Raw genomic sequence first — 26,390 nt, 5'->3', positions numbered from 1 at the left:
CTATCTGGTAGGCCAATGGTTCTAAAAAGCTTTTCCTTTGACCCGGGCGGACTTGCTCTCTATGGCATAGTTGTAGATGTCCAGTAGCCGGGTGGCCCATTGTCCGGCCGAGAACTCCTTGGCCTTGGCCAGGGCGCCCTTGCGGTACCTTTCCGGGTCCTGCAGCAGGCGCATGGTGGCCTGGGACCAGCTCTCCGGGGTCTCCTCGAAGAGGGAGCCATTCACGCCTTCGCGTATCAGCTCGGCCACCGCCCGATAACGGATGCCGGAGACCGGCTTGCCCTCGGCCATGGCCTCCAAGATGACCAACCCCTGGGTCTCGAACTTACTGGCCAATGTCAGTACATCGCAGGCAGCGTAATGCTGGGGAAGCTCCTCGTCCGGGACGAAACCGGTGAAGATGACCTTATCCTCCACACCCAGCTCCTTGGCCAGCTTCTGCAGGTGCTCCTTGGCCGGCCCGTCACCCACTATCACAAGTACGGTGTCCTTCTCCTGATAGCTCAGGCGGGCGAATCCTCTCAGCACCAGGTCGATGTTCTTCTCCCAGGCGATGCGACCCAGGTGCATGATGACCTTCTTACCCTCCAAGTGGTGGCGCTTCCGCACCTCGCTCCCGTCAATCCCTGGGTGGAAACGGTCCAGGTCCACCCCGGTAGGGATGACCTCGAACCTCCTTATGTGCGGTGCGTAACGCTTGATCTCGGTCTTGATGGTCTGCGTGGGGACCACGACCACCTCCGGTCTCTGGAGGATGATACGCAGGTAGCTCCACATCCCCAACTGGACGACCCACTCCGGGAAGGGGGTGGCGTTGTAGAACTTGGCCGCCTCGGTGACCATGGTGTGGAAGGTCAGGACCGCCGGCTTCTTCAAGGCCCGGCCGGCTAGGAGGCCGCGGACGGCCTGGAACATTACCCCGTGAATGTGTATCACGTCCACGTCCAGATGCTGCAGGAGCTCGCACTTGTTTGTAGGGAAAATCGGAATGCGATAACCGGAATACTGCGGGAAACCGATGGACCTGAAGTATTGCACACCAGGCTCTTCTGGATCTCCCTTGGCCGGCTGGGGGGCGAAGACGAACACCTCATGTCCCATCCTCTCCAGCTCCCTCTTGGTGAGCAGCAGCGAGGTGACCACGCCATCCCGGGTGGGAAGGTAGGAATCGGTGAACATAGCTATCTTCAGGTTACCAGCCTCACTTGATCAGATGTTCGAGTTTGAATAGAACTTCCTCCGGGTTCCGTCCCAAGAGCCTGATCATCGGCTCTTTCCCACGGCCCCCGCGATCGAAGATCACGTCCGGCACATGCCCAGTCACCTTTATGGCCTCTGCGGTCCCCCATTCCATGGAGGACACCATGTCCGGTTCCTCGGCCCGGTCGAAGGACCCCACGCTCAATCCCGCCTCTCGCAGCTCGGCGACCCTTTCCTCGCTGAAACGGACGTTCATGGCGCAGCGCATCTCTGGATCTACCGCCAAAGCGGACATCACCACCCGGGCGATATGCCGACTGCCTCCAAAACGAACCTCTCCGGCTCGGCTCACCCTATCCCCGATCCTGACGATACGACCCTCCACCCCGCAGACCTCGAGATAGCCCTGTGGGTAGGGAAGGGCGCAGGCCAAGTTCATACCCACCTCCGGGACCAGCTCCGGGGGCAGTCTTTCCTCGATGCTGCGGACCGCCGAGCGCACGGACTCCAGCACCATGACCTTCATGGCCTCCTTGTACAGCGAGGCCATGGGGTTGATGCAGTCCAGGCCCTGTCCGACGGGCAGGGACATGGCGATGGCGTCGTATATGCGACGCTTGGCCTCCTTGACCGCCTCGTCCGGGCCCATGCCGAGGGCCAGGCCGCAGGCGATGTAGGACGAGAGCGTGCAGCCAGCCCCGTGCACCTTGCGGTCCAGACGGGGCGAGGCCATTTCGATGGCCCCGTCCGCCGTGAACAACGTGTCCACGGCCATAGTGCCTCCCAGGTGACCTCCCTTGATTAGTACCGCCTGCGGACCAAGCTCTAGCAGACGGTGACCGACCTGGTCGAGGGTATCGTCATCCGAGATGGTCATGCCCGACAAGGCCTCGGCCTCTCCTTTATTGGGGGTGATCACAGTCGCAAAAAGGAACAAATCCTTGATCAGGGCCTTGACCAGTCCTTCCCGGTGCAGGGCCGCCCCAACGCCAGCGAAGAGCACGGGGTCGACCACCAAAGGCACCTTCAGCTCGCCCAGCAACGGGGCCACGGCCTTCACCGTACGGGACGAATACAGCATGCCAGTCTTGATGGCCGACGGCTTGGCGTCCTCGACCACCGCGTTGATCTGGGCGATGACCTGCTCGGGCGGAAGCGGAAATATCTCCCGCACCCTGGAGGTGTTCTGGGCGGTGACAGCGGTCAGGGCCACGGACCCATGCCCGCCCATGGAGGCGATGGCCTTAAGGTCGGCCTCGATGCCCGCCCCGCCCACGGAATCGGACCCGGCTACGGTCAGGACGACGACCATGAAGGGGACAAATGAATGCACACCTAATAATGTTGGCAGGTGACCATACGATAACAACGGGAATGACGCGTGTGGACTGGGAAATTATAAATAATCCACGTCTCATCGAAAAAATCGATGAAAGCGAGCAGCGGGCATTTCGTGTTAAAGGACCAAACCGAGTATCGTGATATAGCGGAGGTCTTTCCCGATGTGCTCAAACTATTCTTGGAAGAGACCGCCCAGATGCCCGAGGACCCCGAGATCATGCAGATGTTCGTCCACCTGAACCAGGTGGAATTGGAGAACAACCGCAAGCCCGAGGGATACAACCGCAAGGGGCGCATGCGGCTCATCTTCCCCACCACCCGTATGGAGTTCTATATCAAGGGGTCGTCCAAGAGCGGCGAAGTGGTCCGGGTGACGGAGAAGATCAGCAAGCTCCTGACCCGCAACGGCGTGGACCACGAACTCGAATGGAACACGCTGTCCTGCACCGAACAATAGGGTTCCGCGTTCCGATACATTTTTTACCACGGGCACGGGAAAAGGTTACGTGCTCATGCCCGCAAACTCTCCCAGACCTTCTCCAACCGGTCGATCTCACCGTAACATTCGGCCCGGTGGCCTTCGACCTTCTGCCTAGCCGCCGCGATCTGAACCCTGACCTGTTCCGGGGACGTCCCTCCAAGGGAATTGCGACGTTCCAGGCAGGCTTCCATGGCGATGTACTCTGTCGATGAACCGTCCAGCAGTTCGGAGAACTTCTTCAGCTCCTTGACGCTGAGCGATTCCAGCGTCCTGCCCTTGCTCACGCAGTAGCGCACCGCCGCCCCCACCGTCTCGTGGGCTTGTCGGAAGGACATGCCCCGCTGCACCAGGTGGTCGGCAAGGTCGGTGGCGTTCAGGAACCCCCTGGCGCAGGCCTCGGACATCCTCTCCTTGTTGAATATCAGTGCGTGATACATGGGGCCGATGACGAAGAGACAGGAGGTTAGCGTCTCATAGCTGGAGAAGACCGCGCCCTTGTCCTCCTGCATGTCGCGGTTGTAGCTGAGCGGCAACCCTTTCATCAAGACCAGCAGCTGCGTCAGGTTCCCCACGGCCAACGAGCTCCTCCCTCGTATGAGCTCGGCCACGTCCGGGTTCTTCTTCTGCGGCATGATGGAACTGCCGGTGGCGAAGGCGTCCGACATCTCCGCAAATCCGAACTCCGGGGAGGTCCAGAGCGCCAGCTCCTCGCCCATGGAGCTCAGGTGCACCATGGTCTGGGCGCAGACGTAGGCGAACTCCAGGGCGAAGTCGCGGTCGCTGACGGTGTCCATGCCGTTGTCCGTTGGCCTATCGAACCCCAGCGCCTCGGCCGTCATGTTCCGGTCTATGGCGTGGCCGGTCCCGGCCAGGGCTCCGGCGCCCAGCGGGCACTGGTTCACCCTCTTGTAAGCGTCCAGGAACCTCTCGGCGTCCCGCTGCAGGCGGAACACATGGGCCATGAGATGGAAACCTAAGCTGACCGGCTGGGCGTGCTGCAGGTGAGTGAAACCGGGCATCATGGTGCCCTTCTCCTCCTCGGCGCGGTCCAACAGGATGCCCTGGACGTCCATGAGCAAGGCCACGATCTCCAGTATGGCGTCGCGGACGAACATTCGAAGGTCCGTAGAGACCTGGTCGTTGCGGCTGCGGGCGGTGTGCAGGCGCTTACCGGCCTCGCCCACCAGTTCGGTCAATAGCGCTTCGACGTTGGTGTGCACATCCTCCAGTTCGTCCGAGAGGTCCAGCTGGTCTGCCTCCAGGTCGTCCAGCAGCCTCTTCAGGCCGTCCACGATCTTTTCGGACTCCTCCGGAGCGACGATCCCTTGGGCCCCCAGCATCCGGGCGTGGGCCACGGAGCCGGCAATGTCGTACCAGGCCAGCTTCATGTCCACGGATAGGGACGAAGTGAACGAAAGGGTCATCTGGCTAGGCCCTTCGGCGAAACGACCGGACCACAACTGTTTCTCGACCATAATGATCACTTTTTCTTCTTCTGGGCCTTGGCCACGCTGCGCAACGGCAGGCCCCACACGTAGATGAAGCCCTCGGCCGAGCGATGGTCGAACTCGTCGCCCTCGGCGTAGGTCGCCAGCCCCGTATCGTACAGGGAGTATGGCGAGGAACGGCCCACTATGGTGGCATTGCCCTTGTACAGCTTCACCCTTACGGTGCCGTCGATGAACTCCTGGGTCTTGTCAACGAAGGCGTCAAGGGCCTCCTTCAGAGGGGAGAACCACAGGCCGTCGTAGCACAGCTCGGAGTAGCGCTGCTCCACGGAACGCTTGAAGTTGAAGACGTCCTTGGTCAGAACCATCTTCTCCAGGTCCTTGTGCGCGGCGATGAGCATCATGGCCGCCGGGGACTCGTAGGTCTCACGAGACTTTATCCCAACCAGCCGGTCCTCGATATGATCGATCCGGCCGTAGCCATGCTTACCACCGAGCTTGTTCAACTGCTTGATGATCTCGGTCATGGGCATCTTCTTGGTCTTGTTCAATCCTACAGGCAAACCCTTCTTGAAGTGTATCTCGACGTACTCCGGCTTGTCCGGGGCTTCGGACGGGTCCACGGTCCACTCGAAGGAGTCCCGCGGCGGCTCGGTCATGGCGTTCTCCAGGACCCCGCATTCGCAGCTCCGGCCCCAGATGTTCTCGTCGGTGCTGTAGGGACATTCCTTCTTGACCTTGATGGGCACGTCGTTCTGGCGAGCGTACTCGATTTCCTGTTCCCGGGTCATGACCCACTCCCTCATTGGAGCGATGATCTTTATCTCGGGGGCCAGGGCACCGATGCTCACGTCGAAGCGCACCTGGTCGTTTCCCTTGGCGGTGCAGCCGTGGGCGATATACTTGGCGCCCTCCTTCTTGGCGATGTCCACCATGATCCGGGCGATGAGCGGCCGGGCGATGGAGGTGGCCAGGGGGTAGGTGCCCATATAAAGGGCGTTGGCCTTCAGCGACGGCCCGATGTAATCGTTGACGAACTCCTCGGTGGCGTCTATGGCATAGGCCTGCACCGCCCCGATCTTCAGCGCCCGGTCCACCGCTTCCTGCAGGTCCCCGGGCTGTCCCACATTGATGCTGACAGCTATGACGTCCAGATCATAATTCGCTTGCAGCCAGCGTATGGCCACGGAGGTGTCCAGACCGCCAGAGTATGCCAGCACTACCTTGTCACGAACCTTCTTCGCGCGAGCTACCATGTGAATCTGGGCCGAGGAAGCGACCTACTATATTAATTAAAAGCGCCGACCAAGAGACATTGTCCGGAACAAGAGTTCAGTATCGGACAGTGCGCGGGACCATTAAGACCAGCACTGCACTCAAAACCAGCAGCCCGGTGGTCAGGAGGATCGCCGCCACCCATCCCCCGGTCAGGTCCCTGAGATAACCGCAGATGACCGGAGAGAGCAACGCACCCACCTCGGCCACCAGGTTCCACATGCCGAAGGACTGCCCCATCATATCCGGCGGGGACAGGTCGGCGGTCAGGGTCATGTGCGCGGTCTGCATGGCCGAGAAGGTGACCCCGATGAGGAACAGCAGCACCGCCAGCCCCAGGAGGTCCATGTTCTCGATGGCGGGGACGAGCATGAGGACCAGGGCCGAGACCATCAAGCAGAAGAGGGCGTACAGTCGTTTCCGGCGAACTATCCCCGGATAGCGGTCGCAGATGATCCCTCCCAAAGGGTAACCGAGAACGTTGGCCGCACCGAAAAGACCGGCATAGATCGCTGCCCCGCTCAGCCCCAGGTCGGAGGATTCCGACACCACCAGAAGGGCCCAGAAGCCAAAGAACCAGAGGGTGAAGAGTATGGGGATGGCCGAGAGGTACATAAGCTGTAACGAACGGTCGCGCAGGACCGGGGCGCTCACCGTTCCCAGCCGGGCGTAGATGAGAACTACAAGCAAGAGCGCGGCCACCAGGACGAAGAGGGTCTGCCACAGCGCTCCTAAGTGCAGGGCAAGTGACAATTGGTAGAAGCCCAGGATGACCGCCAAGAATAATGCCGAAAAAAGGAGCAAACGCGGGAACGCGCCCTTGTAAGATTCGGTCTCCCCCGCCGGTAGGCGCCGGTGCAGGATGATGCCCACTAAAACAGTGGGTGGTCCGAACAACAGGAAGGGGAAGGCCCAGGCCTCTGTTCCCATGAACCCTTGGGCCCAATCCATGAGCCACGGAGCAGTTACCGTGGCCGAGGTCATTCCTATGGCCAGGCCCACGAAGACCACGCCCATGCCAGTTCCGACCTTCTCCGGTGGGGTCACCCGGACCACCAAGGCTCGGTCGTTGGAGTAGTAGGCGCCCTCTCCCAGGCCGGTAAAGACCCTGGTGGCAACGAATGTGCTCAAGCTCCGAGACAATCCGCTGAGAACGGTGGACACCCCGGCCCAAACCGTGCTCACAACTAGCATTGTGCGTCTGCCATAACGGTCGCCGAGGTAGCCTGCTGGAAATTGCGTCAGCATGTACCCGGCGAAGAACATGGAGCCGATCACTCCACCCACTGCATGCGGTGAATTCAACCCCGCGAACATGAAGGAATCGTTAGCTATCATCCAGGAGACCACCGGGCCGGTCAATGTCCGGTCAAGATAGCAAACTGCCCAGGCTGTGAATAGCAGGAGCCAAACCGTGTGGTGTCCTTTCCATCCCCTAAAGTTGCTTCCCCTTCCGACCATGCCGCGCTCCGTCGCTTTCCTGGTTGGTCGGGCTGGAAAGTTATAACAATGCCCGTTCGGTAAACGGCGTCGGAGTATTTTCGAGTTTCCAAAGGGGTAAATGCTTGGAATCTATCACCGTGACCGGACCGGAGGTTCAATTTCCTCTTCATTTCGTAAAAATGTCTCGTTTGCGTCGCAATGCTTAATAAACAAACTCTTAATTCGGCAAATTCTCATATTAATGAGGTAAAACATGAAAAAAGCAGCGGTGGTCGGGGGGTCCGGTTATATCGGCGGGGAACTAGCCCGCTTGCTGAGCCGCCATCCCCATATTTCCTTGGAGGCGATCACCTCCCGCCAGCTGGCCGGTCAGAAGGTCGCAGACACCCACCCGTTCCTGCGCGGCTACGTGGACCTCAATTTCTCCGAATCAATAACCGGTGAGGGCTTGGACATGGTGTTCCTAGCCACCCCGCACGGCGCCTCCATGAAGCTGGCGCCGGACATCGCCCGTAGCGGGGCCAAGATCATCGACCTCAGCGGTGACTACCGCCTCAAGGACCCTCTGGTCTATAAGCAATGGTACGGTCACGAGCACACCGACCTGGAGAACCTGAGCAAGGCGGTGTACGGGCTCAGCGAACTCTATTGGGACGATATCGCCAAGGCGGACTTCGTGGCCAACCCTGGCTGCTATCCGACATGTTCCGCGTTGGGCCTGGCCCCGCTGTTCGCCAACCACTTAGTGGAAGGCGGGGTCATCATTGACGCTAAGAGCGGCACCTCCGGCGCCGGAGCCGAGCCGACCAAGGCCACTCATCACCCCAACTGCGGGGCGAGCGTCAACCCTTACAAGATAGGCACTCACCGCCACACCCCCGAGATAGCTCAAACGCTAACTCGACTGCAGGGGCACCTGGCGGAGGTCGTCTTCACCCCTCACCTGATACCAGTGGTGCGCGGCATGCTGTGCACCATGTACCTCAAGCTCAACGATGACCTTACCAAACAGGAATTGCTGGGTATGTACACGGAGTTCTTCCGTAGGAAGCGCTTCGTGCGCATGACCGACGTTCCTTGGATGCAGGCCGTGATCGGCTCCAACCATTGCGAGATAGGATTGGAAGTAGTAGGAGGCAGGAACGTGGTGGTCATGAGCGTGATCGACAATTTGGTGAAGGGAGGGGCCGGACAGGCGATACAGAACTGCAACGCCATGTTCGGATGGCCTGAAGAGACGGGACTGGATTTCCCGGGATTGGGGGTTTGAAGATGGATGTTTTTGAAGGGGGCATCACCTCGCCGAAGGGTTATAAGGCGGCTGGGGTACACTGTGGGATAAAGAAGGAGAAACTGGACCTGGCCGTAATATTCTCGGAGGTCCCGGCCCGCTGTGCCATGGCCTACACCCAGAACAAGGTGAGGGCCGCGCCCATCGAGGTCATGATGAAGAAGGACCCCAAGACCCTGCAGGCCCTGGTCATAAACAGCGGCAACGCCAACGCTATCACCGGCATGCAGGGCGTGTACGACGCCAAGCAGATGATATTCCTCACCGCCCAGACCCTGGGCATAAAGGACAATCTGGTGGGCGTGGCGTCCACCGGGGTCATCTCCCGCTACCTGCCTATGGAGAAGATCTCCGAAGGCATTCCCAAAGCGGTGCTGTCGCTCGGCAAAGGGCCGGAGGCGGACGACATGGCCGCCCGGGCCATCATGACCACGGACACGGTCAAGAAGGAGGCCGCCTGTAAAGTGACGCTGAAGGACGGCACCATGATAACCATCGCTGGCATAACCAAAGGGAGCGGCATGATCTCCCCGGCCATGAAGGTGCTGCACGCCACCACCCTCACCTTCATGGTGACGGACGCCCAGCTGGCCAAGAACTTCAATCGCCACTGGCAGGACATGATGGACGTCAGCTTCAACGTCATCAGCGTGGACGGGGACCAGAGCACCAACGACATATCGGTTTTCATGGCCAACGGGGCCGCCGGTGGAAAGCCGGCCGACGACGACCCGGCCTTCTGGGAGGGCGTCAAGTTCGTCGCCCAGCAGCTGGCCAAGAAGATCGTCTTCGACGGCGAAGGGGCCACCAAGCTAATCGAGGTCCTGGTCCACGGGGCCAAGAACCCGGTGCAGGCCCGTTCCGCGGCCAGGGCCATCATCGCCTCCTCACTGGTCAAGACGGCCATATTCGGGACCGACCCCAACTTCGGGCGCATACTGGCGGCCTTGGGCAACTCCGATGCGGAGTTCAACCTGGAAAAGGTGAAGCTGGTCCTGCGCAGCAATGGTGATTCCGTCACCCTGTTCGAGGATGGGGCGCCCACGCTCATCGGCGGCAGCGAGGTGGAGACAGCGGCGAAGAAGGTCCTCTCGCACAGGACCATCATCGTGGACCTGGACCTGAACGCTGGCTATTCCTCGGGTGAGGCCTGGGGCTGTGACCTGAGCTATGAATACGTGAAGATCAACGCCATGTACACCACGTGATGAGATGAAGCAGAGCAGTCGTGCGGCATCTTCCTCCCCGCGGAAGGTGGTGGTGAAGTTCGGTGGGTCCTCCATCGGCGGCATGGAACAGATCGACCTTTTCTCGGCCCAGATCGCCGAACTTATGAAGCGTGGGCTCACCCCGGTCATTCTGCATGGCGGGGGCCCGGAGATAACCGAAGAGATGAAGCGCTGCGGGCTGCCTGTGAAGAAGGTGGCCGGGCTGCGCATAACCGACGACGCCACGCTGCAGATCGCCAAGTCCGTGCTCTCCCGCATCAACGACCGGGTGGTGGTCTCACTGCGCAAGGCCGGGTTGAAGAGCATCGGAATTGCCGGCAGCGAGATGAACACCCTCACGGCCAAGAAGATGGAGAACATCAGCGTCAACGGTCCGAATGGGGTGGAGTCCGTGGACCTCGGTTACGTTGGCGAGGTGGTCAAGGTCGACCCCAAGGCGGTCGATCTGCTCTGTCGGAACGGCTACGTCCCGGTGGTCTACTCCATCTGCGCCGATAAGAACGGGCAGCTCATGAACGTGAACGCCGATACCGCCGCGGCCGCCCTGGCCGCCGGCGTTGGCGCCACGGACATGGTGCTGGTGACAGAAGTGCCTGGAGTTCTCCGCGTGTTCGAGGACCTCTCGTCCACCATACCGGAGATCCGGGAGGAGGACCTGGGACCGTTGACCTCCTCGGGCGTTCTGAAGAACGGGATGATTCCCAAGGTGGACGCCTGCTTCCTGGCCTTGCACGGGGGAGTGGGGACGGCCCACATAATCTGCGGCACCACGCCGAACGCCATTGTGGACCAGCTCTTCAGCAGCAGGAACCTGGGCACCAGGTTGACCTTATGAGGTTTTGATATGGACAGCAAACAGGTGGCAGAACTTAGCGGTTATTACCTATTCCAGAACTACGGACGCGAGACGATCTGTTTCTCCCACGGAGAACGGGAGTTCCTGTGGGACCTGGAAGGCAAACGGTACATCGATTTCGTGGCCGGCATCGCCGTCAATTGCCTGGGGCACGCCCACCCCGAGCTGGTCAAGGCCATCTCGGAGCAGGCCTCCAGGCTCATACATGTCTCCAATCTCTACCAGGTGAAGGAGCAGGCCGAACTGGGGGAGGCCATCGCCTCCATCGTCCCCGCCCCGCTGGGTCGGTCGCTGTTCTGCAACAGCGGCGCCGAGGCCAACGAGGCCGCGCTCAAGCTGGCCGTGAAGCACACCGGCCGGGATAAGATGGTGACTTGCCGCAACTCCTTTCACGGCCGTACGGCCGCCTCGCTCTCGATCACCGGCCAGCAAAAGTACCAGAAGGGGTTCGAGGCCCTGCTGACCCGGAACGTGGACTTCGTGGGATACAACTCGATAGAGGAGGTCAAGTCAGCGGTGGGAAAGAACACCGCCGCGGTCATCGTGGAACCGGTCCAGGGCGAGGGCGGCGTGCTTCCTGCCACCCGGGAATACTTCCGCACCGTTCGCGACCTTTGCACGGACAGCGGCGCCCTCATGATCGTGGACGAGGTGCAGACCGGAATGGGGCGCACCGGCAAATGGTTCGGGTTCCAGCACTTCGGGGTCGTTCCTGACATAATCTCCCTGGCCAAGGCCTTAGGGGGAGGGGTGCCGATCGGGGCCATCGTGGCCCCTCCCGATATCGCTAAAACATTCACCCCGGGATCGCACGGGACCACCTTCGGAGGGAACCCTCTGGCCTGCGCCGCGGCCAACGCCGTCATACGCACCATGAAGAAGGAAAGGCTGGTGGAGCGCGCGGCCACCCTGGGCGATAAGTGGAGGTCGGAGCTGAAGGTCATCGCCTCCGCACACCAGGAGATAGCGGAGGTCCGGGGGCTAGGCCTGATGACCGGGGTGGAGATGGGGGACATGGCCAAGGAGTTCCAGAAGTACGCCCTGCAGAAAGGGTTGCTGGTGAACGTCTGCGCCGGCAAGGTGGTCCGTTTGATACCTCCGCTGATAATCTCCCAGAGCTCCATCGACGAGCTGAACGGGACGCTGCGGGAATTCATGACCTGAAAAGTGTCTGAAATAAAACATTAAAATATTGCCGCAGAGCTAACGGGAAGCGATGAAAGAATCGCCCCAGAAGGAGAGCGTGGCCGAGCGGACCCGAAGCTATATCGACGCCCACCCCTCGGTCAAGGACTGCATGGCCAAGGACCTGATCAACTATTCTTCGCTGGCCAGGCTGATCATGAAGGACCTGGGGATCAAGAACGAGGAGGCGGTCATGATCGCCTGCCGTCGCTATGCCCAGAAGCTCTCCAAGAAGGACCACGAAGGGGACATACTAGCGATCCTGGCCGACAGCCGCCTGGAGGTCAAGACGAAGATCTGCATCGTCACCGCCAGCAACGATTGGACGGTGATGCAGCGCCTTGAGCGCACCTTCGCCAAACTGATCAACCAGAAGGCCCTGATGCAGGTCATACAAGGAGCTCAGGCCATAACCATCATCGCCGACGAAAAGCTGCGCAGCGAGGTGGTGAACGAGGTGGGCGAGACCAACGTCCTGAAGGTCAGGGAGGACCTGGTGGAGATAACGGTGAAGAGCCCGCAGAAGATCGGCGAGACCAGCGGCGTTTTCTCGTACATTGCGTCGAACCTCTCCGAACAGGGAGTGAACGTGGTGGAGACCGTGTCCTGCTACACTGACACCATCTTCATCGTGCACGAGAAGGACATGATTCAGGCGTATTCCCTGCTCTCAAACCTTCTCGAGAGCGCGGAGAAGGCCATCGAGGCCCGCCACTGATCCACCAAAGCCATTTATGCGGTGACGCCGTATGCGTAGACGATGAAGTCATTCCCTAGGTCAGGCTACAAGGAAGTGTCCGGGGACGGTTACTTAAAGCGCATAGTGCTGGACGGGGCGGACCTCGGCGTCAAGGGGGCGTTGCTGCAGGAAGTGCAGTTCAACGCCGGGGACAAGGTGGCCTTCCATTTTCACAAGGCGACCCGGGAGATATTCTATTGCCTGAAAGGTCCGGCGCCCTTCGTCATCAACGGGCTACCGACGGTTATGGAGGAAGGGGACTGCATAGTATGCGAGCCCGGGGACGTACACGGCAACCCGGTGATCGAGCGCGATTTCCGCATACTGGTGCTCAAGGTGGGGTACAAGGAAGACGACACGGTCTGGCTGGAATGATCTGAAACTATAGAATGGAGCCACCAGGGAGATTTGAACTCCCGGCCTGCTGATTACAAGTCAGCCGCTCTACCAGCTGAGCTATGGTGGCCTTGCATCTGGAACGGCGTTCTGGATTTAACCGTTTTTACCGAACGAGATCTCTATTAACAGTACGTTTTCTCAGGGCCTGTGAGATAACGCCATTTTCCTTTTATATCCTCAGCAGACATACGCGTCTCTATTCATTGAAAAATAGGTGTCATTCATGGACAAGGAATCTTTGAAATTCTTGCAGGAACTGTGCGACATACCCGGAGCGCCTGGCTACGAGGCCGATGCTTCCAAGCTGGTCAAGAGGTACGTCGAAGGGTATTGCGACAAGGTCTACAACGACAACATGGGCAACATGATGTTCGAGAAGGTGGGGGCCAAGGACGGACCCATCGTCTTGGTCGCCGGCCACATCGACGAGTGCGGTTTCATCATCACCGGGGTGAACCCCCAGGGATATCTATCTTTCAGTCAGCTCGGCGGTTGGTTCGACCAGGTCCTGCTGGGTCAAAGGTTACTGGTGCATACCAACAAGGGAGAGCTGAGAGGCGTCATCGCCTGCAAGCCCGTGCATCTCATGGACCCTGAGGAGGCCAAGAAGGTCGTGGTAAAGGACATGATGTTCATCGACATCGGCGCTTCGAACAAGGAGGAGGCTCAGGCCATGGGAGTTAGGCTGGGCGACGCCGCGACCCCCGATTCCAGGTTCCACACCATGGTGAAAGAGGCCTACAAGGACGGCAAACCCGCCGGCAAGAGGACCATCGCCTTCGGGAAGGCCTTCGACGACCGCCTCGGCGTGTTCACCGCTGTGGAGCTGGTGAAGGAGATCAAGAAGAAGAAGGTGCAGCATCCCAACCACCTGGTGTCTGCCGCCACGGTGCAGGAGGAGGTCGGGTCCAGAGGCGCCAAGACCGTCTCCGCCTCCGTCAAACCGGACGTAGCCATCATACTGGACGTGGACATAGCCGGGGACGTTCCGGGGATCGATCCACTGCAAGCCCCGGCGAAGATGGGCGAAGGGGTCGCTGTGACCGTCTTCGACGGCATGATGATACCCAACCTTCCGCTGAAGGAACTGGTCATTTCCACATGCGAGAAGAAGAAGATCCCTTATCAGCTGGCCTACGTGGTCCGTGGGGGGACGGACGGGGCGTTCATACACACCTCACTGGCCGGGATTCCCACCGTGGCCATCGGCGTTCCCACGCGGCACATACACTCGCACGTCGGGGCCTTCGACATGAAAGACCTGGAGGACTGCCAGAGGCTCGCTCTGGAGCTGGTCAAGGCGCTCGACCGCAAGACCGTGGATTCGCTCACCCGGATTTAAGCCTGGTCCACCAAAAGATATAATTAGAAAGAATCACTCAACCAATTCGCCTTAATTAGTATCACTGGTGAATATCATGACCACTAAATCTGCGACCGCTAAGGTCTCCAAGGGTGACATTGTCCACATTGATTACGACGCCTTCCTCGCTGAGAGCGGCGTGCTTTTCGACACTACCAACGCGGACAAGGCCAAGGAGGCCGGTATCTTCAATGAGAACCTCACCTACAAGCCCCTACCACTGTTGATCGGCGGCGGAAGGGTGTTCCCCGGTTTGGACGAGGCATTGGCCGAGGCCGAGGTCGGCGTCAAAACCACCGTGGAGATTCCCCCGGAGAAGGCCGCCGGAGCCAGGGACGCCAAGCTGATGGAGAACATCCCCCTGCGCGAGTTCTTCAGGCAGGAGATACGCCCCGAGCCAGGCATGGAGGTCAACATCCACAACCGCGTCGGAACGATCATCACCGTCACCAACAGGATGGTCCGGGTGGACTTCAACCGCCGCTTCGCCGGAGCCTCCCTGAAATACGAGTTCACCGTCCTGGACAAGGTCGAGGGCGACGATAACAAGGTCCTGGCCATCTGCGAGATGGACTACGCCACCAGCGAGGGATTCCGTGCCACCGTCACCGCCGAGAAGGTGGTCCTGTACCTGCCTGACGTGTGCAAGTACGACCAGAAGTGGCTGCTGACCAAGTACAAGGTGGTGGCCGACCTGCGCGAGGCCTTCGGCGCTGTGGACGTCGAGCTGGTGGAGGAATACCTCAAGAAGGAGGACAAGCCCGCCGCCGAAGAGACCAAGGAAGAGAAGGCTCCAGAAGAGCTCTGAAACCCTTCCCTCAAAACATTTTAAATAATCATCTTATAATCAACGGAACGCAAGGGCGGGTGGCCTAGTCTGGATATGGCAGCAGCCTCCTAAGCTGCAGGCCGGGGGTTCGAATCCCCCCCCGCCCGCTTTCATTTCTAAGAGTTAAAAAATAACATGTTTCACCGAACTCAGTTCCGTCCGAACCACACCGTCTTCCGGGGCAGGGCGAACTCCACCTTGCTCTCGTTGAACAGGCGATAGAGGTTGGTGCGGTACTCGGTGCGGGCCAGATAACGGTTCTGGACCCGGTCCACCCATAGGAAGATGGTAAAAAGAATCCGTCCATCCTTGAGGTCCGAAACGCGCACCACCGGGGCGCTCTTCCCTTCCTGCAATATCTGCGGGACGAGCCGGGCGGCTTCGAGCATCAGTGCCTCGATGCGCTTGGGGTCCTCCCCCACTGGTACCTTGACCTTGACGTCCACGATGTACCGGACGTCCGGAGCGGACATGTTGACGATGACCTTGCTCATTAGTAAAGAGTTAGGGATTACCACAGCCTCGTTGGTATCCAGGTCCAGGAAATGGCAGGTCTGCAGTCCGATGTGCTGCACATGGGCGATATGTCCGCCCTCCAAAGGTACCTGGTCCCCTATCTTGATGGGGCGGTCGAACAAGAGCTGTATCCCGGCGAAGACGTTGCTGAGCCAGGCCTGCGTGGCGTAACCGACGATCAGGCCCAGAAACCCCAGCCCGATAATGGCGCTGCCGAGGTCCAGCCCGAAGATGGCGGCGATGACGAAGATGGTCACCACCGGGACCAGGACCTTTCCCAGCATCTCCATCGCTCCTACCAGTATGTCGTCCGCCTCCGTTTCGGTGGTCTTGCTCCGTTCGCGGGCGTAGCGGACCACGACCTTCACCAGCAGTCGATACGCCAGAAGGGCCCCGACCAGCACCAGGACCACCAGGTAGAGCAGCTCCATGTCCGCCATCAGCTCGGAGCTCAGGGAGAGGATCTCCAGCGAGGATATGGTCCCGTAGGCCAGGATCAACAGGAAAATAGGTTGTTTGAGCACGTCGATGATGATATCGTCCCATTCCAAGGCGGTCCTCTTGGTCAGGGCGTGCAGGGCCGGTCCGAAGACCTCCATTATCAGAAAGGCGATGGCCAGCCAAATGAGCAAGCTGACCAGGAAGGCGCCCCAGCTGCCGTCGAAGGGGGCGGGCAGAAAATTGTCCCAGGTGCCCATTATCTTGTTCTGACGGTCCAGGTGTCCGTAGATGGAGTTTACTTCCAGCGCCACCGAGTAGTCGCTCTCTTCGGAGACATCGGTGACCATGTCGGTCACGTTGAAAAGGACCTGCAAGTACAGGTCATCGCTGTACATATCCGCATCCGCGGTCACGTTCAGGAACACATCCTGCCCCCGCCCTGGCTCAAGGACCAGGAAGGCCGGTTCCAGTACGTATGACATGCGCGATGGAAGCCCCGTCTCCAGCTCCACGGTGAGCAGTAGCGGGTCGGAGCCGTTGTTGTAGACCACCCATTGGAACGAGGCGGTGGAACCAGTGTCCATTGCCTTTTGCTCGTCCACCTGATAGATGGTGGCATCTTCCGGGGATGCCTGCAGGGCAGAGCTGAAGCTGACCAGCAAGAGCGCGATCACCATCAGGGACCAGATGTACCTCCATTTCCGCAGCATGGCTGTCCTCCCCCATGACCCCGCAGCATAAAACTTTTGCTTCAGGGAACGGTCAACCGTTCACCCGGATGGAGTAAGGTCAATCGGAACAGGGCGTTCGCGCAGCATTGGCGCATACGGTCCTCAGGAACGACGATGTCCTCGAATGTCCCGTAATGCATGGGCACCATTATTTTGGCCCCCAGGAGTCGCATCGCCCGGACCGCGTCCTTCAAACCCATGGTGAAAACCCCGCCCACAGGTAAGAGGGCCACGTCAATAGGCGCCTCCTCCCCTATCAGTCTCATGTCCCCGAACAGCGCGGTGTCGCCGGCGTGATAGACCACCTTCCCGCCGATTTCGATGAGGAAGGAGCAGGGGACGCCCACGCTATTCACGTCGTCAAAGGATGAGGAGTGCACCGCCTGGAACAGCTTTACTCGGCCGAAGGGAAAAGTGAACTCGCCGCCTATGTGAGCGGATATCACCGAAGCGCCCATCTCGGCCATCCTATTGCCGACCTCGAAGGTGGCCAGGACCGGGCATCCGCAACGTTTGGAGATCTCCACGGCATCCCCGGAATGGTCGCTATGGGCGTGGCTGACCAGGATGAGCGTCGGCTTGATAGCGCTGGCCGAGGCTGGTGCTTTAGGATTTCCAATTATGAACGGATCAATGAGGATGATGTTCTGTCCATGCCGCAAAGCAAAGGCCGAATGCCCCAGATATTCGATGTCAACCATCGTTGCCTAATTTCATTTCACGGCTCTTCAACCTTTGCTGAACGGCCTCGCTATTCAACTCCTTAAGGGCGTCCGCAGCTACCCACCTCGAGAATTTGTCGCCCTTGACCATGATCCTTTCCGCTGTCTCCACGGAAATCCGATTCAGATGGAGATTCCGTTTCCCTATCTGCCTCAGAGCCCAGTTCACCGCCTTCCTGACGTAATTGCGTCCGTCCGCGCTTTCCCGTTCCACGGCCTTCAGAAAAGGTAGGAACTCCTCGTCTCTCGCCTTTTTGTCATGGACGGCCAGGGCGGCCATCAGGGCGAAACCAGCCCTCTTCTGGAACACCCCCTCTCTTTCGCTCCATTGTACAGTCTTCGTCCAGGCCATAGGGGTATAGCTGAACAAGTTGGAGCAGCATTGGTCGCAAACGTCCCACGAAGAAAAGTCTTGGACCATGGCCTCCATCTGCCCTTCCGTGACCTTTCCCGGTTCATCCACCAGGCTGGCCATGATCATAGCCTCATGCACCCCGGAATCCCATAAGGCCAGAGCCAGCTGATGGTCCCTCCCGGCCAGTTTCGCCAAGGTCCTCATCTGAGGTAGGCTTACGCCCAGAGCCCTATCGATGGGGATCCCGTAGCGAGCCATCCCCTCCAGGCGCGAGCGGTCGGCCATGTCCTTCAATCGTTGCATAACGGTGTCCGCTTCCATACGATAAAGTAATGGATAAAAAAGGATAAAAAAGGGGAAGGTAGAGGCCGTCTCAGGCCTTCCCGTTGCTGTTCTCGCCGGTCCTTATCCTTATGACCTCCTCCACTGGTGAGACGAAGATCTTGCCGTCCCCGATCTCTCCGGTCCTGGCGCACTCGATTATTGTGTCGATGACCTTCTTAGCATCATCGTCCTTCACCACCAGTTCTATCTTGATCTTGGGAAGCAGGTCGATGCGGTACTTACCAGTCCGGTGAGTGAATTCCAGCCCTTTCTGCTCGCCGCGGCCCATCACGTCGGTCACGGTCATGGCGTTCATTCCAATCTTCTCCAGCCCGCACTTGACCGCGTCCAGTTTCTCGGTGCGTATTATCGCTTCGATCTTTTTCATTCTCATCACCTAAAGTAGTATGCGCTCTCACCGTGCTGAATTATGTCCGCGCCTATCCTCTCCTCGTTCTTGCTCATGCGCAGGGGCATTACCTTGGATATTATCTTCAATATTGCGAAGGTCACCCCGAAGGCGAAGGCCCACACAACGAGCACGGCTATGGTCTGAGCCACCAGCAGGTCCGCTCCACCGCCGTATAGGAGCCCGTCCTTGCCCGCCGCGTTGACCGCGGTGGTGGCGAACAGCCCAGTAGCCAACGCCCCAAAGGTACCGCCGAGCCCGTGCACACCCCAGACGTCCAAGGCGTCATCGAACCCGGCTTTCTTGCGCAGCAAGATGCCGCCGTAGCAGACCACGGCCGCGCCTAGGCCGATGAACAGCGCACCAGTGGCATTCACATAGCCCGCAGCCGGGGTTATGGCCACCAGTCCGGCCACGCCTCCGGAGATCAGACCGAGCACGCTCACCCTGCCGGTGTGTAGCCAGCTTATGAGGCCCCATATCAACACGGCCATCGCCGCAGAGATTTGTGTGACCACAAGGGCGTTGGCCGCCAGTCCGTTGGCCGCCAGAGCGCTGCCGCCGTTGAAGCCGAACCAACCTATCCAGAGCAGAGCGCCACCTAGCACAACCATGGGTATGTTGTGAGGCACCTCAGGGTTACCATTGCCATGACCCAACCTTTTTCCCAGCACCAAAGTTGCGGCCAGTACGGAAACGCCGGCGGTGATGTGCACCACTGTTCCCCCGGCGAAGTCCAAGGCCCCAATGTCGTAGATCCAACCTCCGCCCCAGACCCAGTGGGCCACAGGTATGTAGACCGCCACGGTCCAGATGGATAGGAAGACGATGAGCGAGCTTAGCTTCATGCGCTCGGCCACACCGCCGATGATGAGGGCTACGGTGATGATGGCGAACATGCCCTGATACATCATGAACAGGATGTGAGGTACGGTGGGGGCGATGCCATTAGGCGACAGGCCTACACCATTTAGCATGATGTAACCGGCATCCCCGATCAAACCCCAGTTATCCGAACCGAAGCTCAGGGAATATCCGAAGATCACCCAGATCAGGGTCACTACGCCTATGATTATGATGCTCTGCCCAAGCATGGACAGGAAGCTGTTCTTTCGCAGCATTCCGCCGTAAAAAAAGGCCACGGCCGGGGTCATGATGAACACCAGCCCGGTCGAGATCATCAGCCAAGCAGTATCGCCGCTGTCCACGTCGCCGCCCGCCGCTGCCACCGGGGAAGAGGCCAGGGGTAGCAGCAACAGGGCGAATCCCAGTAGCAGCGCGAGCTTCATTCCGATTCCATGTTTCATTATTTACGACCTCTTTGCAGTCTTAGACCGTTATATTTGCGGTCTTACGGCGCCTTCAATAGATAATTAACTAATAAAATGTTTCTATACGCAACATATGAATGTTATTTCAGTTGAATATTGTGTAAATGTATAGATGGAATCAAACGATTCCAATAAGAATTAAAACGATAGGTTCCCGAGATTAATGAATGAATATGAAAATCAGTTCTTGGGCAGGACGTCCTGACATAACCGTACGGCGCGGTCGACGTCGCCCAGTTCATGCCTCAGGTCATCGACCTTCTTCAAGCCCAGGTCGGTGATGAGCACATGATGCGTCACCTTGATACCAGCCTTTTCGAGGGTCTTCCGGGCGCATTTGATCGGACAACCGTCCACCGCCAGGACGTACTTGGCCTGGTTGGCCCCGGTTATCGGCCCGGGCATTCCCACCGACACTGCCGCCAAGCAAGCCATCTTACCAGTGCCGCTCAAGACCAAACGTTCCACGGCATCATTGGCTAACTGCCCTATGTTGCATCCTCCCGAGCAGGAAAAGATCATCAGTTCATAGCCGCTGCATTGGCATTCGTCGTTCCCGGTCATATTGCTCAAGCAGAAATGACACCCGCCATCACATAATCCTTGCGCCAGGAAAGCTTAATCTAAGATGGGCGCACCTAAGATGGGACGGGGTTCCGCATGAAGGAGTACGACCTGATCGTGATCGGTTCCGGGGCAGGACTGAACGTGGTCTCAAAGGCCAGACAACGAGGTATGAAGGTGGCCTTGGTGGAGAACGGACCCATGGGAGGGACCTGCCTTAACCGGGGCTGCATTCCCAGCAAGGTCCTGGTCACCCCGGCCGAACTGGTCCGGGTCATTGCCGACGCCAAGAGGATAGGCATACATGTTAAAGTGGAGATGACGGACTTCCAGCTGGTACGGAAGCGCATGTGGGACCTGGTACTTCCCGACCGAGAAGGGATGCTAAAGAGCGTGAAGGCCGACGACGGGTTGGACTTCTACTCGACCACCGCCCATTTCGTAGGAAAGAACACCTTGCAGGTGGGGGAGGAGCAGATAACCTCTCAGAGGATCATCATCGCCGTGGGGACCCGCACCAAGGTGCCCGACGTCCCCGGCCTGCTAGACGCCGGATTTTTAACCACGGAGGAATTCTTCGAGATCACCGAGCTTCCGGAAAGCATGATCATCCTGGGTGGAGGGTACAAAGCCTCCGAGCTCGGTCTGTTCCTTTCTTCCTTCGGCTGCCGCACCACCATAATCGGACATAACGCCCGTCTGCTCAAGAACGAGGAGCCGGAGATCAGCGATATCGTCCTCAAGAAGTCCAGGGAATACATGGACGTGCGAGTGAACCAGGAAGTCACCTCCGCGCGCGTGGAAGGGGGCATCAAGGTCGTTGTGCACAAGGACCGGAATACCGGCGAGGTCAAGGAGGCAAGGGCTTCTCAGATCCTGGTGACCACCGGGATCCAAAGCAACGCCGATTGGTTGCGACCGGCGGCCGGGGGCATAAACGTGGATAAGGACAACTACATCGTGATCGACGAGCACCTGGAGACCAGCGTCCCTGGGGTGTTCGCCATCGGTGATGTCATCGGCCGCACTATGTTCCGCCACACCGCCAATTACCATTCCGAGCTGGTCTGGTACAACATGTTCGGGAAGAAGAAGGTGGAGCTGGACGAGCACGCCGTGCCCCATGCCGTCTTCGGATACCCTGAGGTGGGCAGCGTCGGCTTGACCCAGGAGCAGTGCAAGAAGTTGGGGTACAAGGTCCTGGTAGGGACCAGTAACTACATGGACTGCGCGAAGGGGTACGCCATGGGCGAGGAAGAGGGGCTCGTCAAGGTCATAGTGGACCAGGGCAGCCGGCGGATCCTCGGGGCCCACATCGTCGGTTCGCACGCCGCCATCCTGGTGCAACAGATCGTGTACCTGATGAACGCCGGGGACCAGACCTATATGCCCTTGGCCCGCAGCCAATGCATCCATCCCGCTCTAAGCGAGGCGGTCACCAAGGCCTTCGGCGCCCTGCAGGACCCGGAGCACGAGCACTATCATCATTGATGTCCATCAACGGTGTGGTAGACCGCGGCCCGCTTGGGGTTGTTCATGAATTTCATTATCTTGACCCCGGTGACGCTGGTCAGGAAGGGCACCGGCGGGGTGAGGAAGAACATGGATGATATGAGGGCGCCCAGCTTCCATTCGCCCTTCATGGAGTTTATCTTCTTGATCAAGGGATCGTCCGGATCGTCGCTCTTCAGTATTCCGAAGAAGGACTCCAGCAGAAGCTTGTCCGCCTGCAGGACCACCTGAATGCTCCACTTGACCCCCATCTCGAGGGTAGAGATCATGCCCTGGGCCATGGTGGTCTTGTTCAAGAGCGCCTGGCGAAAGTCCTCGGCCGTCTGGCCTGGGAAGGTGGTATGCGAGCATCCTAGCTGGCCGATGGAGTGAGCATCGCTTCCACCCACCTCCGCCCACCTTCCGCACTTAGCATGCTCTTTGGCTGTAGCGTTAGCATATCCGTCCAGATGCCCGCCGTTCAAGGTCTCCAAGGCGTCGATGTCCAGCTCGTCCACCAAGGAGCCTAAAGCCGGTACGTGCCTAGAAAAGGGATGAGGGGCCACGACCAGTCCGCCCTGCCGGCGTATGTTCTCTATGGTCTCGGCCGCCGGAAGGTTCATGGGCACGTCCTCCTCGATGAACAGCCCTATCACCTCGCCCTCGGCCGTCTTTATCTCGGAACCCACCACCACTTCGATGTCATCGTACTTCTTGGCGTATTCGCGGGCCTTAAGGCCGCCCTTAACTGAGTTGTGGTCGGTTATGCACAGCACCCTCAGCCCGATCTTGCGGGCGATGTCCACTACGTCCTCTGGACGGCTTATGGACTCCGGGAACTTCAGTGCCTTGTATTGGCCAAAGCCAGAATATTTTGTGTGCACGTGAACGTCGGCCTTGCTGAGCACAAATTAGTGAACGGATGTTCACTTATTTAATACGGTCCGGGCACTGGGTAAGAAAATATTATGTAAAAAAGGGTTGCGATGAACGTCAACCGCTGACCTTGGTCATGTCCTGACCACAGCATACCAGGGTCCCGTCCCCGGAATCCACGACCTTGACCTTGTTCCCGCAAATCTCGCATTCGTAGACCTCTCCGACCTTGGTCATTTCAAAGCACCTGCCAAGTGAACGCAGCATTTACGACTTAATGCTTTTCGCTATCTCCATGCCGAATGCGTGGCATTTTTTCACGCCCTCCTTCATCGGGGCGAACTTGATGTCCAAGTCCTGATACGGCAGCTCGAACCCGCCCGCTTCCAGGTTCTCCCGGATGGCCTTGGTAGCCCCTCCGCCCCATCCGTAGGAGCCGAACACCGCGGCCTTCCGCCCCTTGGGCCTCAGCCCTCTCATGTACGTGGTGATGTCCGCCACGGTGGGGAACATGCCATTGTTGATAGTGCACGAGCCCACGACCACCACACGAGAGCGGAGCACTTCGCGCATGACCGCAGAGCGTTCCGTGCCGGTGAGGCGCATCATGGTGACCGGGACGCCCTGGGAGCGGACCCCCTCCGTGATGGTCTCGGCCATGGTCTCCGTCGATCCCCACATGGTGTCGTAGACCACCAGCACCCTTTCCTCGGTGCGCCCCTCGGCCCATCCCAGGTACGCGTCAACGATGTCCTTGATGTGCGAGCGCCAGAGGATACCATGGGAGGTAGCGATGGTGGCGATAGGAAGGTCCTTCACCTTCTCGTAGGCCTTCTTGACCTGGCTGCCGAACGGCAGCACGATGTTGGCGTAATAGGTGGCCGCCTCCTCCATGAGGGTGCCAAGCTCCACCTGGTCATCGAAGCGCTCCGAGCAGCAGTAGTGCTGGCCGAAGGCGTCCATGGAGAACAGGACCTTATCTTCCACGGCGTAGGTGAACATGGACTCTGGCCAGTGCAGCATGGGCGTCTCGAGGAAGCGCAGAGTGCGCTTACCTATGGAGAGCTCCTCGCCATCCGCCACCCCCCTCATCTTCATCTCGCCATAGTTCAGTCGCAGCGCCTCCAGGCCCTTCTTGCTGGTGACGATCTCCGCCCCGGTGAGGTGCTGGGTCATGGGCAGTCCGCTGGCGTGGTCCCCCTCGGCATGATTGGAGACGATTAGATCGATCTCCTTGGGATCTATAACCGATTTTATGCGGGATATCATCTCCCCCAGGAACGGGGTCTTGACGCAATCGATCAGAACGTTCCTCTCGTCCAGGATGAGATAGGCGTTGTAGGACGTCCCCCGTGGCGTGCTGAACCCGTGGAAACTGCGGGCGTTCCAATCCAGCGCTCCGACCCAATAGATGCCTTCTGCGATCTCGACCGCGTCCATGGTATCGGTCATTGATAGCGCCTTGGATTTATACATTCTTGGCAGGAAGGTTTTTTGAGCTCCCCCGCAATCACCCGTCGATGAATGAGACCCTGCAGATGGTGGTCGTGGCCTTGCGCGACGTCATGGGCGAGGGCCGTTACACCACCAGAGAGATGGAGGACATGCTCTTCTCCTTCTTCGGGTACCGCTGTCCCGACGACCTTTCACGTTCGCTCAACAAGCTGCGCCTGATAGGACTTATTTGCGGCGAGGTGGACCGTGAGAAGGCCTGCTGGGTATGGTGGATGGGTTCGGAGAAGGCGCCTCAGTCCGAATAATAGTACTCGCCCTTCTCCTTCTGTTCCCGATCCAAGCGGGACCCGGCCTTGTTTATGCGCGGGCGGTTGGTGTCGTTGTCCCTGCGGAAAGTGACGTCCACGTCCTTGAGGAAAAGGTTCATGCCCTGGCGCATTTCGAGCGGTCCTTTGCCCAGCCCCTCTTTCCCGGCCACGCCGCTAAACACCATTATGGAGTCAGAGACCATGTCCAGGAAATAGATGTCGTGGTCCACGACCAGGGCGCTGCGCCCCCTCTTCTCCATCACCCGGCGGACGGTCTTGGCCGCCTCCATCCTCTGGTTGGAGTCCAGGTAAGCGGACGGTTCGTCCAGCAGATAGATGTCCGCCTCGCGGGAAAGGCAGGAGGCGATGGAGACGCGCTGCAGCTCGCCCCCGGAAAGGGTCATTATGTTCTTGTCCAGGAGGTTCTTGAGGGACAGCGGCTTGGCGATCTCGCTCTGGAAGAAGCTGGATTCGAAGAAGTCCTTCACCGTGGCGGTGAACATCTCCCGCACCGTGCCCTCGAAGTCCGGGCTGATGTATTGTGGCTTGAAGCTGACCTTGAACTTGCTGTCTATCTTGCCCACCGTGGGCTGCTGCACCCCGGCCAGCACCTTGACGAAGGTGGTCTTGCCGATGGCGTTGGGACCGACCACGCCCACAGTCTCCCCGATCTTGATGGAGCCTGGCTCCACCTTCAGGTGGAAGGAAGGGTACTGGCACTCTATCGTCCCATACTCCATGAGGTTGAACTGCTCCCAGTTGGAGCGCGGCGGCCGGGACTCGAACACGATACGGGTATCCCGGAAACGCATGTTCTCCTCCTTGGCGTACCCATCCAGATAGATGTTGATAGCCGAGCGCACCGGCCGGGGGAGGGAGAATATGCCGAAGGCTCCCTCGGAACCGAACACCAAGTAAACGTTCTCGGCCAGGAAGTCCAGGATGGCCAGGTCGTGCTCGATGACGATGACCTGCTTCTCCTTGGCCAGCTTCTCGATGATGCGGGCTACCCTCATCCTCTGGTAAATATCCAGGTAGGACGAGGGCTCATCGAAGAAATAGATCTCGGCGTCCTTCATTATGGAGGCGGCTATGGCCACCCTCTGCAGCTCACCGCCGGACAGTTCGGTCATATTGCGGTTGACCGCCTCCTGCAGCTCCAGCAGCGGCACCACCTCGTCCAAGGTCATGCGTCCCTCCACCTTCTTCAGCAGCTCCCGCACGCTGCCCTTGAACACCGACGGCAGCTTGTCCACGTACTGCGGCTTGATGGAGGTGCGCACCTTCTTGTCGAACACCCGTTTCAGGTGGTCGTGCAGCTCGGTGCCGGCGAAGTGCTCTAGCACCTCGTCCTTGCTAGGAGGGTTATCGTAATGCCCGAGGTTAGGTATCTCCTCCCCGGACAACAAACGGAAGGACGTGCTCTTGCCGATCCCGTTCGGACCAAGTATTCCTGTGACCAGGCCCTCCTTGGGAATGGGAAGGCGATAAAGGCGGAAGCCGTTCTCCCCGTACTGGTGTACGATGTCCTGGTTCAGCTCGTCCGGGAGACCGATGATCTTGATGGCCTCGAAGGGGCATTTGTGCACGCAGATGCCGCAGCCCACGCAAAGCTCCTCGGATATGATGGGGCGGTGATCCTCGCCGATGACGACCGCCTCCACTCCAGTGCGGACCTTGGGACAGTACTTCAGGCATTCCTGGTTGCACTTCTTGTACTGACACCGGTCCCTCAGAAGCACCGCTATGCGCATGCCCCCACCTATTGAAAGGGGGCATAAAAAATTA

26 protein-coding genes and 2 tRNA genes are annotated in these 26,390 nt (G+C 59.1%); 12 read left to right on the top strand and 16 right to left on the bottom strand.

Translation table 11 applies throughout. From position 1 onward, the window contains the following. Nucleotides 1-21 precede the first annotated feature (21 nt). Nucleotides 22-1,179 carry a glycosyltransferase gene (locus NT131_05225; GenBank protein MCX6651042.1) on the bottom strand — a complete coding sequence of 386 codons (1,158 nt, stop codon included), beginning with the start codon at nucleotides 1,177-1,179 and terminating at the stop codon, nucleotides 22-24. Between the two features lie 22 nt (nucleotides 1,180-1,201). Then, nucleotides 1,202-2,512, bottom strand: coding sequence for a bifunctional hydroxymethylpyrimidine kinase/phosphomethylpyrimidine kinase (gene thiD, locus NT131_05220; protein MCX6651041.1), 1,311 nt, complete (start codon nucleotides 2,510-2,512; stop codon nucleotides 1,202-1,204). A 117-nt stretch (nucleotides 2,513-2,629) separates the two neighbouring features. Between thiD and NT131_05215 the strand changes: the two genes are divergently transcribed. After that, the gene (locus NT131_05215; GenBank protein ID MCX6651040.1) at nucleotides 2,630-2,998 is read left to right on the top strand and encodes a hypothetical protein; all 369 of its coding nucleotides are present in this window, start codon (nucleotides 2,630-2,632) and stop codon (nucleotides 2,996-2,998) included. A 53-nt stretch (nucleotides 2,999-3,051) separates the two neighbouring features. Here NT131_05215 and argH read toward each other — a convergent pair whose 3' ends face one another. The 3 genes from argH to NT131_05200 all read right to left on the bottom strand — a co-directional run bounded on the left by argH (nucleotide 3,052) and on the right by NT131_05200 (nucleotide 7,206). Further along, the gene (gene argH, locus NT131_05210) at nucleotides 3,052-4,497 is read right to left on the bottom strand and encodes an argininosuccinate lyase (protein MCX6651039.1); all 1,446 of its coding nucleotides are present in this window, start codon (nucleotides 4,495-4,497) and stop codon (nucleotides 3,052-3,054) included. 5 nt (nucleotides 4,498-4,502) lie between these two features. After that, nucleotides 4,503-5,726: an argininosuccinate synthase gene (locus NT131_05205; GenBank protein MCX6651038.1), complete on the bottom strand. Its 1,224-nt coding sequence runs from the start codon at nucleotides 5,724-5,726 to the stop codon at nucleotides 4,503-4,505. A 76-nt stretch (nucleotides 5,727-5,802) separates the two neighbouring features. Beyond that, nucleotides 5,803-7,206, bottom strand: coding sequence for an MFS transporter (locus NT131_05200; GenBank protein ID MCX6651037.1), 1,404 nt, complete (start codon nucleotides 7,204-7,206; stop codon nucleotides 5,803-5,805). Between the two features lie 235 nt (nucleotides 7,207-7,441). Between NT131_05200 and argC the strand changes: the two genes are divergently transcribed. From argC to NT131_05170, 6 genes are read left to right on the top strand one after another with little or no spacing between them, the layout of a single operon-like run. Then, nucleotides 7,442-8,458: an N-acetyl-gamma-glutamyl-phosphate reductase gene (argC, locus tag NT131_05195; protein MCX6651036.1), complete on the top strand. Its 1,017-nt coding sequence runs from the start codon at nucleotides 7,442-7,444 to the stop codon at nucleotides 8,456-8,458. A 2-nt stretch (nucleotides 8,459-8,460) separates the two neighbouring features. Continuing rightward, nucleotides 8,461-9,687: a bifunctional ornithine acetyltransferase/N-acetylglutamate synthase gene (gene argJ, locus NT131_05190; GenBank protein ID MCX6651035.1), complete on the top strand. Its 1,227-nt coding sequence runs from the start codon at nucleotides 8,461-8,463 to the stop codon at nucleotides 9,685-9,687. A gap of 4 nt (nucleotides 9,688-9,691) precedes the next feature. Continuing rightward, the gene (gene argB, locus NT131_05185) at nucleotides 9,692-10,543 is read left to right on the top strand and encodes an acetylglutamate kinase (GenBank protein ID MCX6651034.1); all 852 of its coding nucleotides are present in this window, start codon (nucleotides 9,692-9,694) and stop codon (nucleotides 10,541-10,543) included. Between the two features lie 9 nt (nucleotides 10,544-10,552). Further along, nucleotides 10,553-11,728: an acetylornithine transaminase gene (locus tag NT131_05180; protein ID MCX6651033.1), complete on the top strand. Its 1,176-nt coding sequence runs from the start codon at nucleotides 10,553-10,555 to the stop codon at nucleotides 11,726-11,728. Nucleotides 11,729-11,780: 52 nt separating this feature from the next. Next, a complete protein-coding gene (locus tag NT131_05175; protein ID MCX6651032.1) occupies nucleotides 11,781-12,467 on the top strand; it encodes an ACT domain-containing protein in 687 nt (228 codons plus the stop codon). Between the two features lie 42 nt (nucleotides 12,468-12,509). Then, nucleotides 12,510-12,863, top strand: a complete 354-nt coding sequence (locus tag NT131_05170; GenBank protein MCX6651031.1) for a cupin domain-containing protein — start codon at nucleotides 12,510-12,512, stop codon at nucleotides 12,861-12,863. 15 nt (nucleotides 12,864-12,878) lie between these two features. On the opposite strand, the gene NT131_05165 is transcribed toward NT131_05170, so the two are convergent. Further along, nucleotides 12,879-12,954: transfer RNA gene (locus tag NT131_05165), tRNA-Thr, on the bottom strand. A 156-nt stretch (nucleotides 12,955-13,110) separates the two neighbouring features. Here NT131_05165 and NT131_05160 point away from each other — a divergent pair. The 3 genes from NT131_05160 to NT131_05150 all read left to right on the top strand — a co-directional run bounded on the left by NT131_05160 (nucleotide 13,111) and on the right by NT131_05150 (nucleotide 15,186). After that, the gene (locus NT131_05160) at nucleotides 13,111-14,229 is read left to right on the top strand and encodes a M42 family metallopeptidase (GenBank protein MCX6651030.1); all 1,119 of its coding nucleotides are present in this window, start codon (nucleotides 13,111-13,113) and stop codon (nucleotides 14,227-14,229) included. Nucleotides 14,230-14,305: 76 nt separating this feature from the next. Further along, complete coding sequence (locus NT131_05155; GenBank protein MCX6651029.1) at nucleotides 14,306-15,058, top strand: FKBP-type peptidyl-prolyl cis-trans isomerase; 753 nt, start codon at nucleotides 14,306-14,308, stop codon at nucleotides 15,056-15,058. 53 nt (nucleotides 15,059-15,111) lie between these two features. Next, nucleotides 15,112-15,186: transfer RNA gene (locus tag NT131_05150), tRNA-Arg, on the top strand. Between the two features lie 42 nt (nucleotides 15,187-15,228). Here NT131_05150 and NT131_05145 read toward each other — a convergent pair. The 6 genes from NT131_05145 to NT131_05120 form a co-directional block, all read right to left on the bottom strand. Next, nucleotides 15,229-16,746, bottom strand: coding sequence for a mechanosensitive ion channel family protein (locus tag NT131_05145; protein MCX6651028.1), 1,518 nt, complete (start codon nucleotides 16,744-16,746; stop codon nucleotides 15,229-15,231). Between the two features lie 41 nt (nucleotides 16,747-16,787). Then, entirely contained in the window at nucleotides 16,788-17,468 is a 681-nt protein-coding gene (locus NT131_05140; GenBank protein ID MCX6651027.1) for a metal-dependent hydrolase, read from the bottom strand. Beyond that, nucleotides 17,461-18,165: a DNA alkylation repair protein gene (locus tag NT131_05135; protein ID MCX6651026.1), complete on the bottom strand. Its 705-nt coding sequence runs from the start codon at nucleotides 18,163-18,165 to the stop codon at nucleotides 17,461-17,463. Before NT131_05135 ends, NT131_05140 begins: the two co-directional genes overlap by 8 nt. A gap of 52 nt (nucleotides 18,166-18,217) precedes the next feature. Further along, nucleotides 18,218-18,556: a P-II family nitrogen regulator gene (locus tag NT131_05130; protein MCX6651025.1), complete on the bottom strand. Its 339-nt coding sequence runs from the start codon at nucleotides 18,554-18,556 to the stop codon at nucleotides 18,218-18,220. A 5-nt stretch (nucleotides 18,557-18,561) separates the two neighbouring features. Beyond that, nucleotides 18,562-19,884, bottom strand: coding sequence for an ammonium transporter (locus tag NT131_05125; protein MCX6651024.1), 1,323 nt, complete (start codon nucleotides 19,882-19,884; stop codon nucleotides 18,562-18,564). Nucleotides 19,885-20,088: 204 nt separating this feature from the next. After that, nucleotides 20,089-20,472 carry a putative zinc-binding protein gene (locus NT131_05120; protein MCX6651023.1) on the bottom strand — a complete coding sequence of 128 codons (384 nt, stop codon included), beginning with the start codon at nucleotides 20,470-20,472 and terminating at the stop codon, nucleotides 20,089-20,091. Nucleotides 20,473-20,568: 96 nt separating this feature from the next. Here NT131_05120 and NT131_05115 point away from each other — a divergent pair, with 96 nt between their 5' ends. Then, on the top strand, nucleotides 20,569-21,963 hold the full coding sequence (locus NT131_05115) for a dihydrolipoyl dehydrogenase (protein MCX6651022.1): 1,395 nt from the start codon (nucleotides 20,569-20,571) through the stop codon (nucleotides 21,961-21,963). Here NT131_05115 and NT131_05110 read toward each other — a convergent pair. The 3 genes from NT131_05110 to NT131_05100 all read right to left on the bottom strand — a co-directional run bounded on the left by NT131_05110 (nucleotide 21,957) and on the right by NT131_05100 (nucleotide 24,279). Next, nucleotides 21,957-22,871, bottom strand: coding sequence for a PHP domain-containing protein (locus NT131_05110; GenBank protein ID MCX6651021.1), 915 nt, complete (start codon nucleotides 22,869-22,871; stop codon nucleotides 21,957-21,959). The two genes, NT131_05115 and NT131_05110, sit on opposite strands and share 7 nt — an antisense overlap. A gap of 85 nt (nucleotides 22,872-22,956) precedes the next feature. After that, entirely contained in the window at nucleotides 22,957-23,076 is a 120-nt protein-coding gene (locus NT131_05105; protein ID MCX6651020.1) for a desulfoferrodoxin FeS4 iron-binding domain-containing protein, read from the bottom strand. Nucleotides 23,077-23,106: 30 nt separating this feature from the next. Then, nucleotides 23,107-24,279, bottom strand: coding sequence for an FprA family A-type flavoprotein (locus tag NT131_05100; protein MCX6651019.1), 1,173 nt, complete (start codon nucleotides 24,277-24,279; stop codon nucleotides 23,107-23,109). A gap of 80 nt (nucleotides 24,280-24,359) precedes the next feature. Between NT131_05100 and NT131_05095 the strand changes: the two genes are divergently transcribed. Further along, nucleotides 24,360-24,599, top strand: a complete 240-nt coding sequence (locus tag NT131_05095) for a hypothetical protein (GenBank protein ID MCX6651018.1) — start codon at nucleotides 24,360-24,362, stop codon at nucleotides 24,597-24,599. On the opposite strand, the gene NT131_05090 is transcribed toward NT131_05095, so the two are convergent. Further along, a complete protein-coding gene (locus NT131_05090; GenBank protein MCX6651017.1) occupies nucleotides 24,587-26,356 on the bottom strand; it encodes a ribosome biogenesis/translation initiation ATPase RLI in 1,770 nt (589 codons plus the stop codon). The two genes, NT131_05095 and NT131_05090, sit on opposite strands and share 13 nt — an antisense overlap. Nucleotides 26,357-26,390 lie beyond the last annotated feature (34 nt).

The organism is Methanomassiliicoccales archaeon (genome assembly GCA_026394395.1).
Lineage (GTDB): Archaea > Thermoplasmatota > Thermoplasmata > Methanomassiliicoccales > UBA472 > UBA472.
The sequence above is the reverse complement of the archived record's forward strand: the minus strand, read 5'-3'. Positions and strand labels throughout refer to the sequence as shown.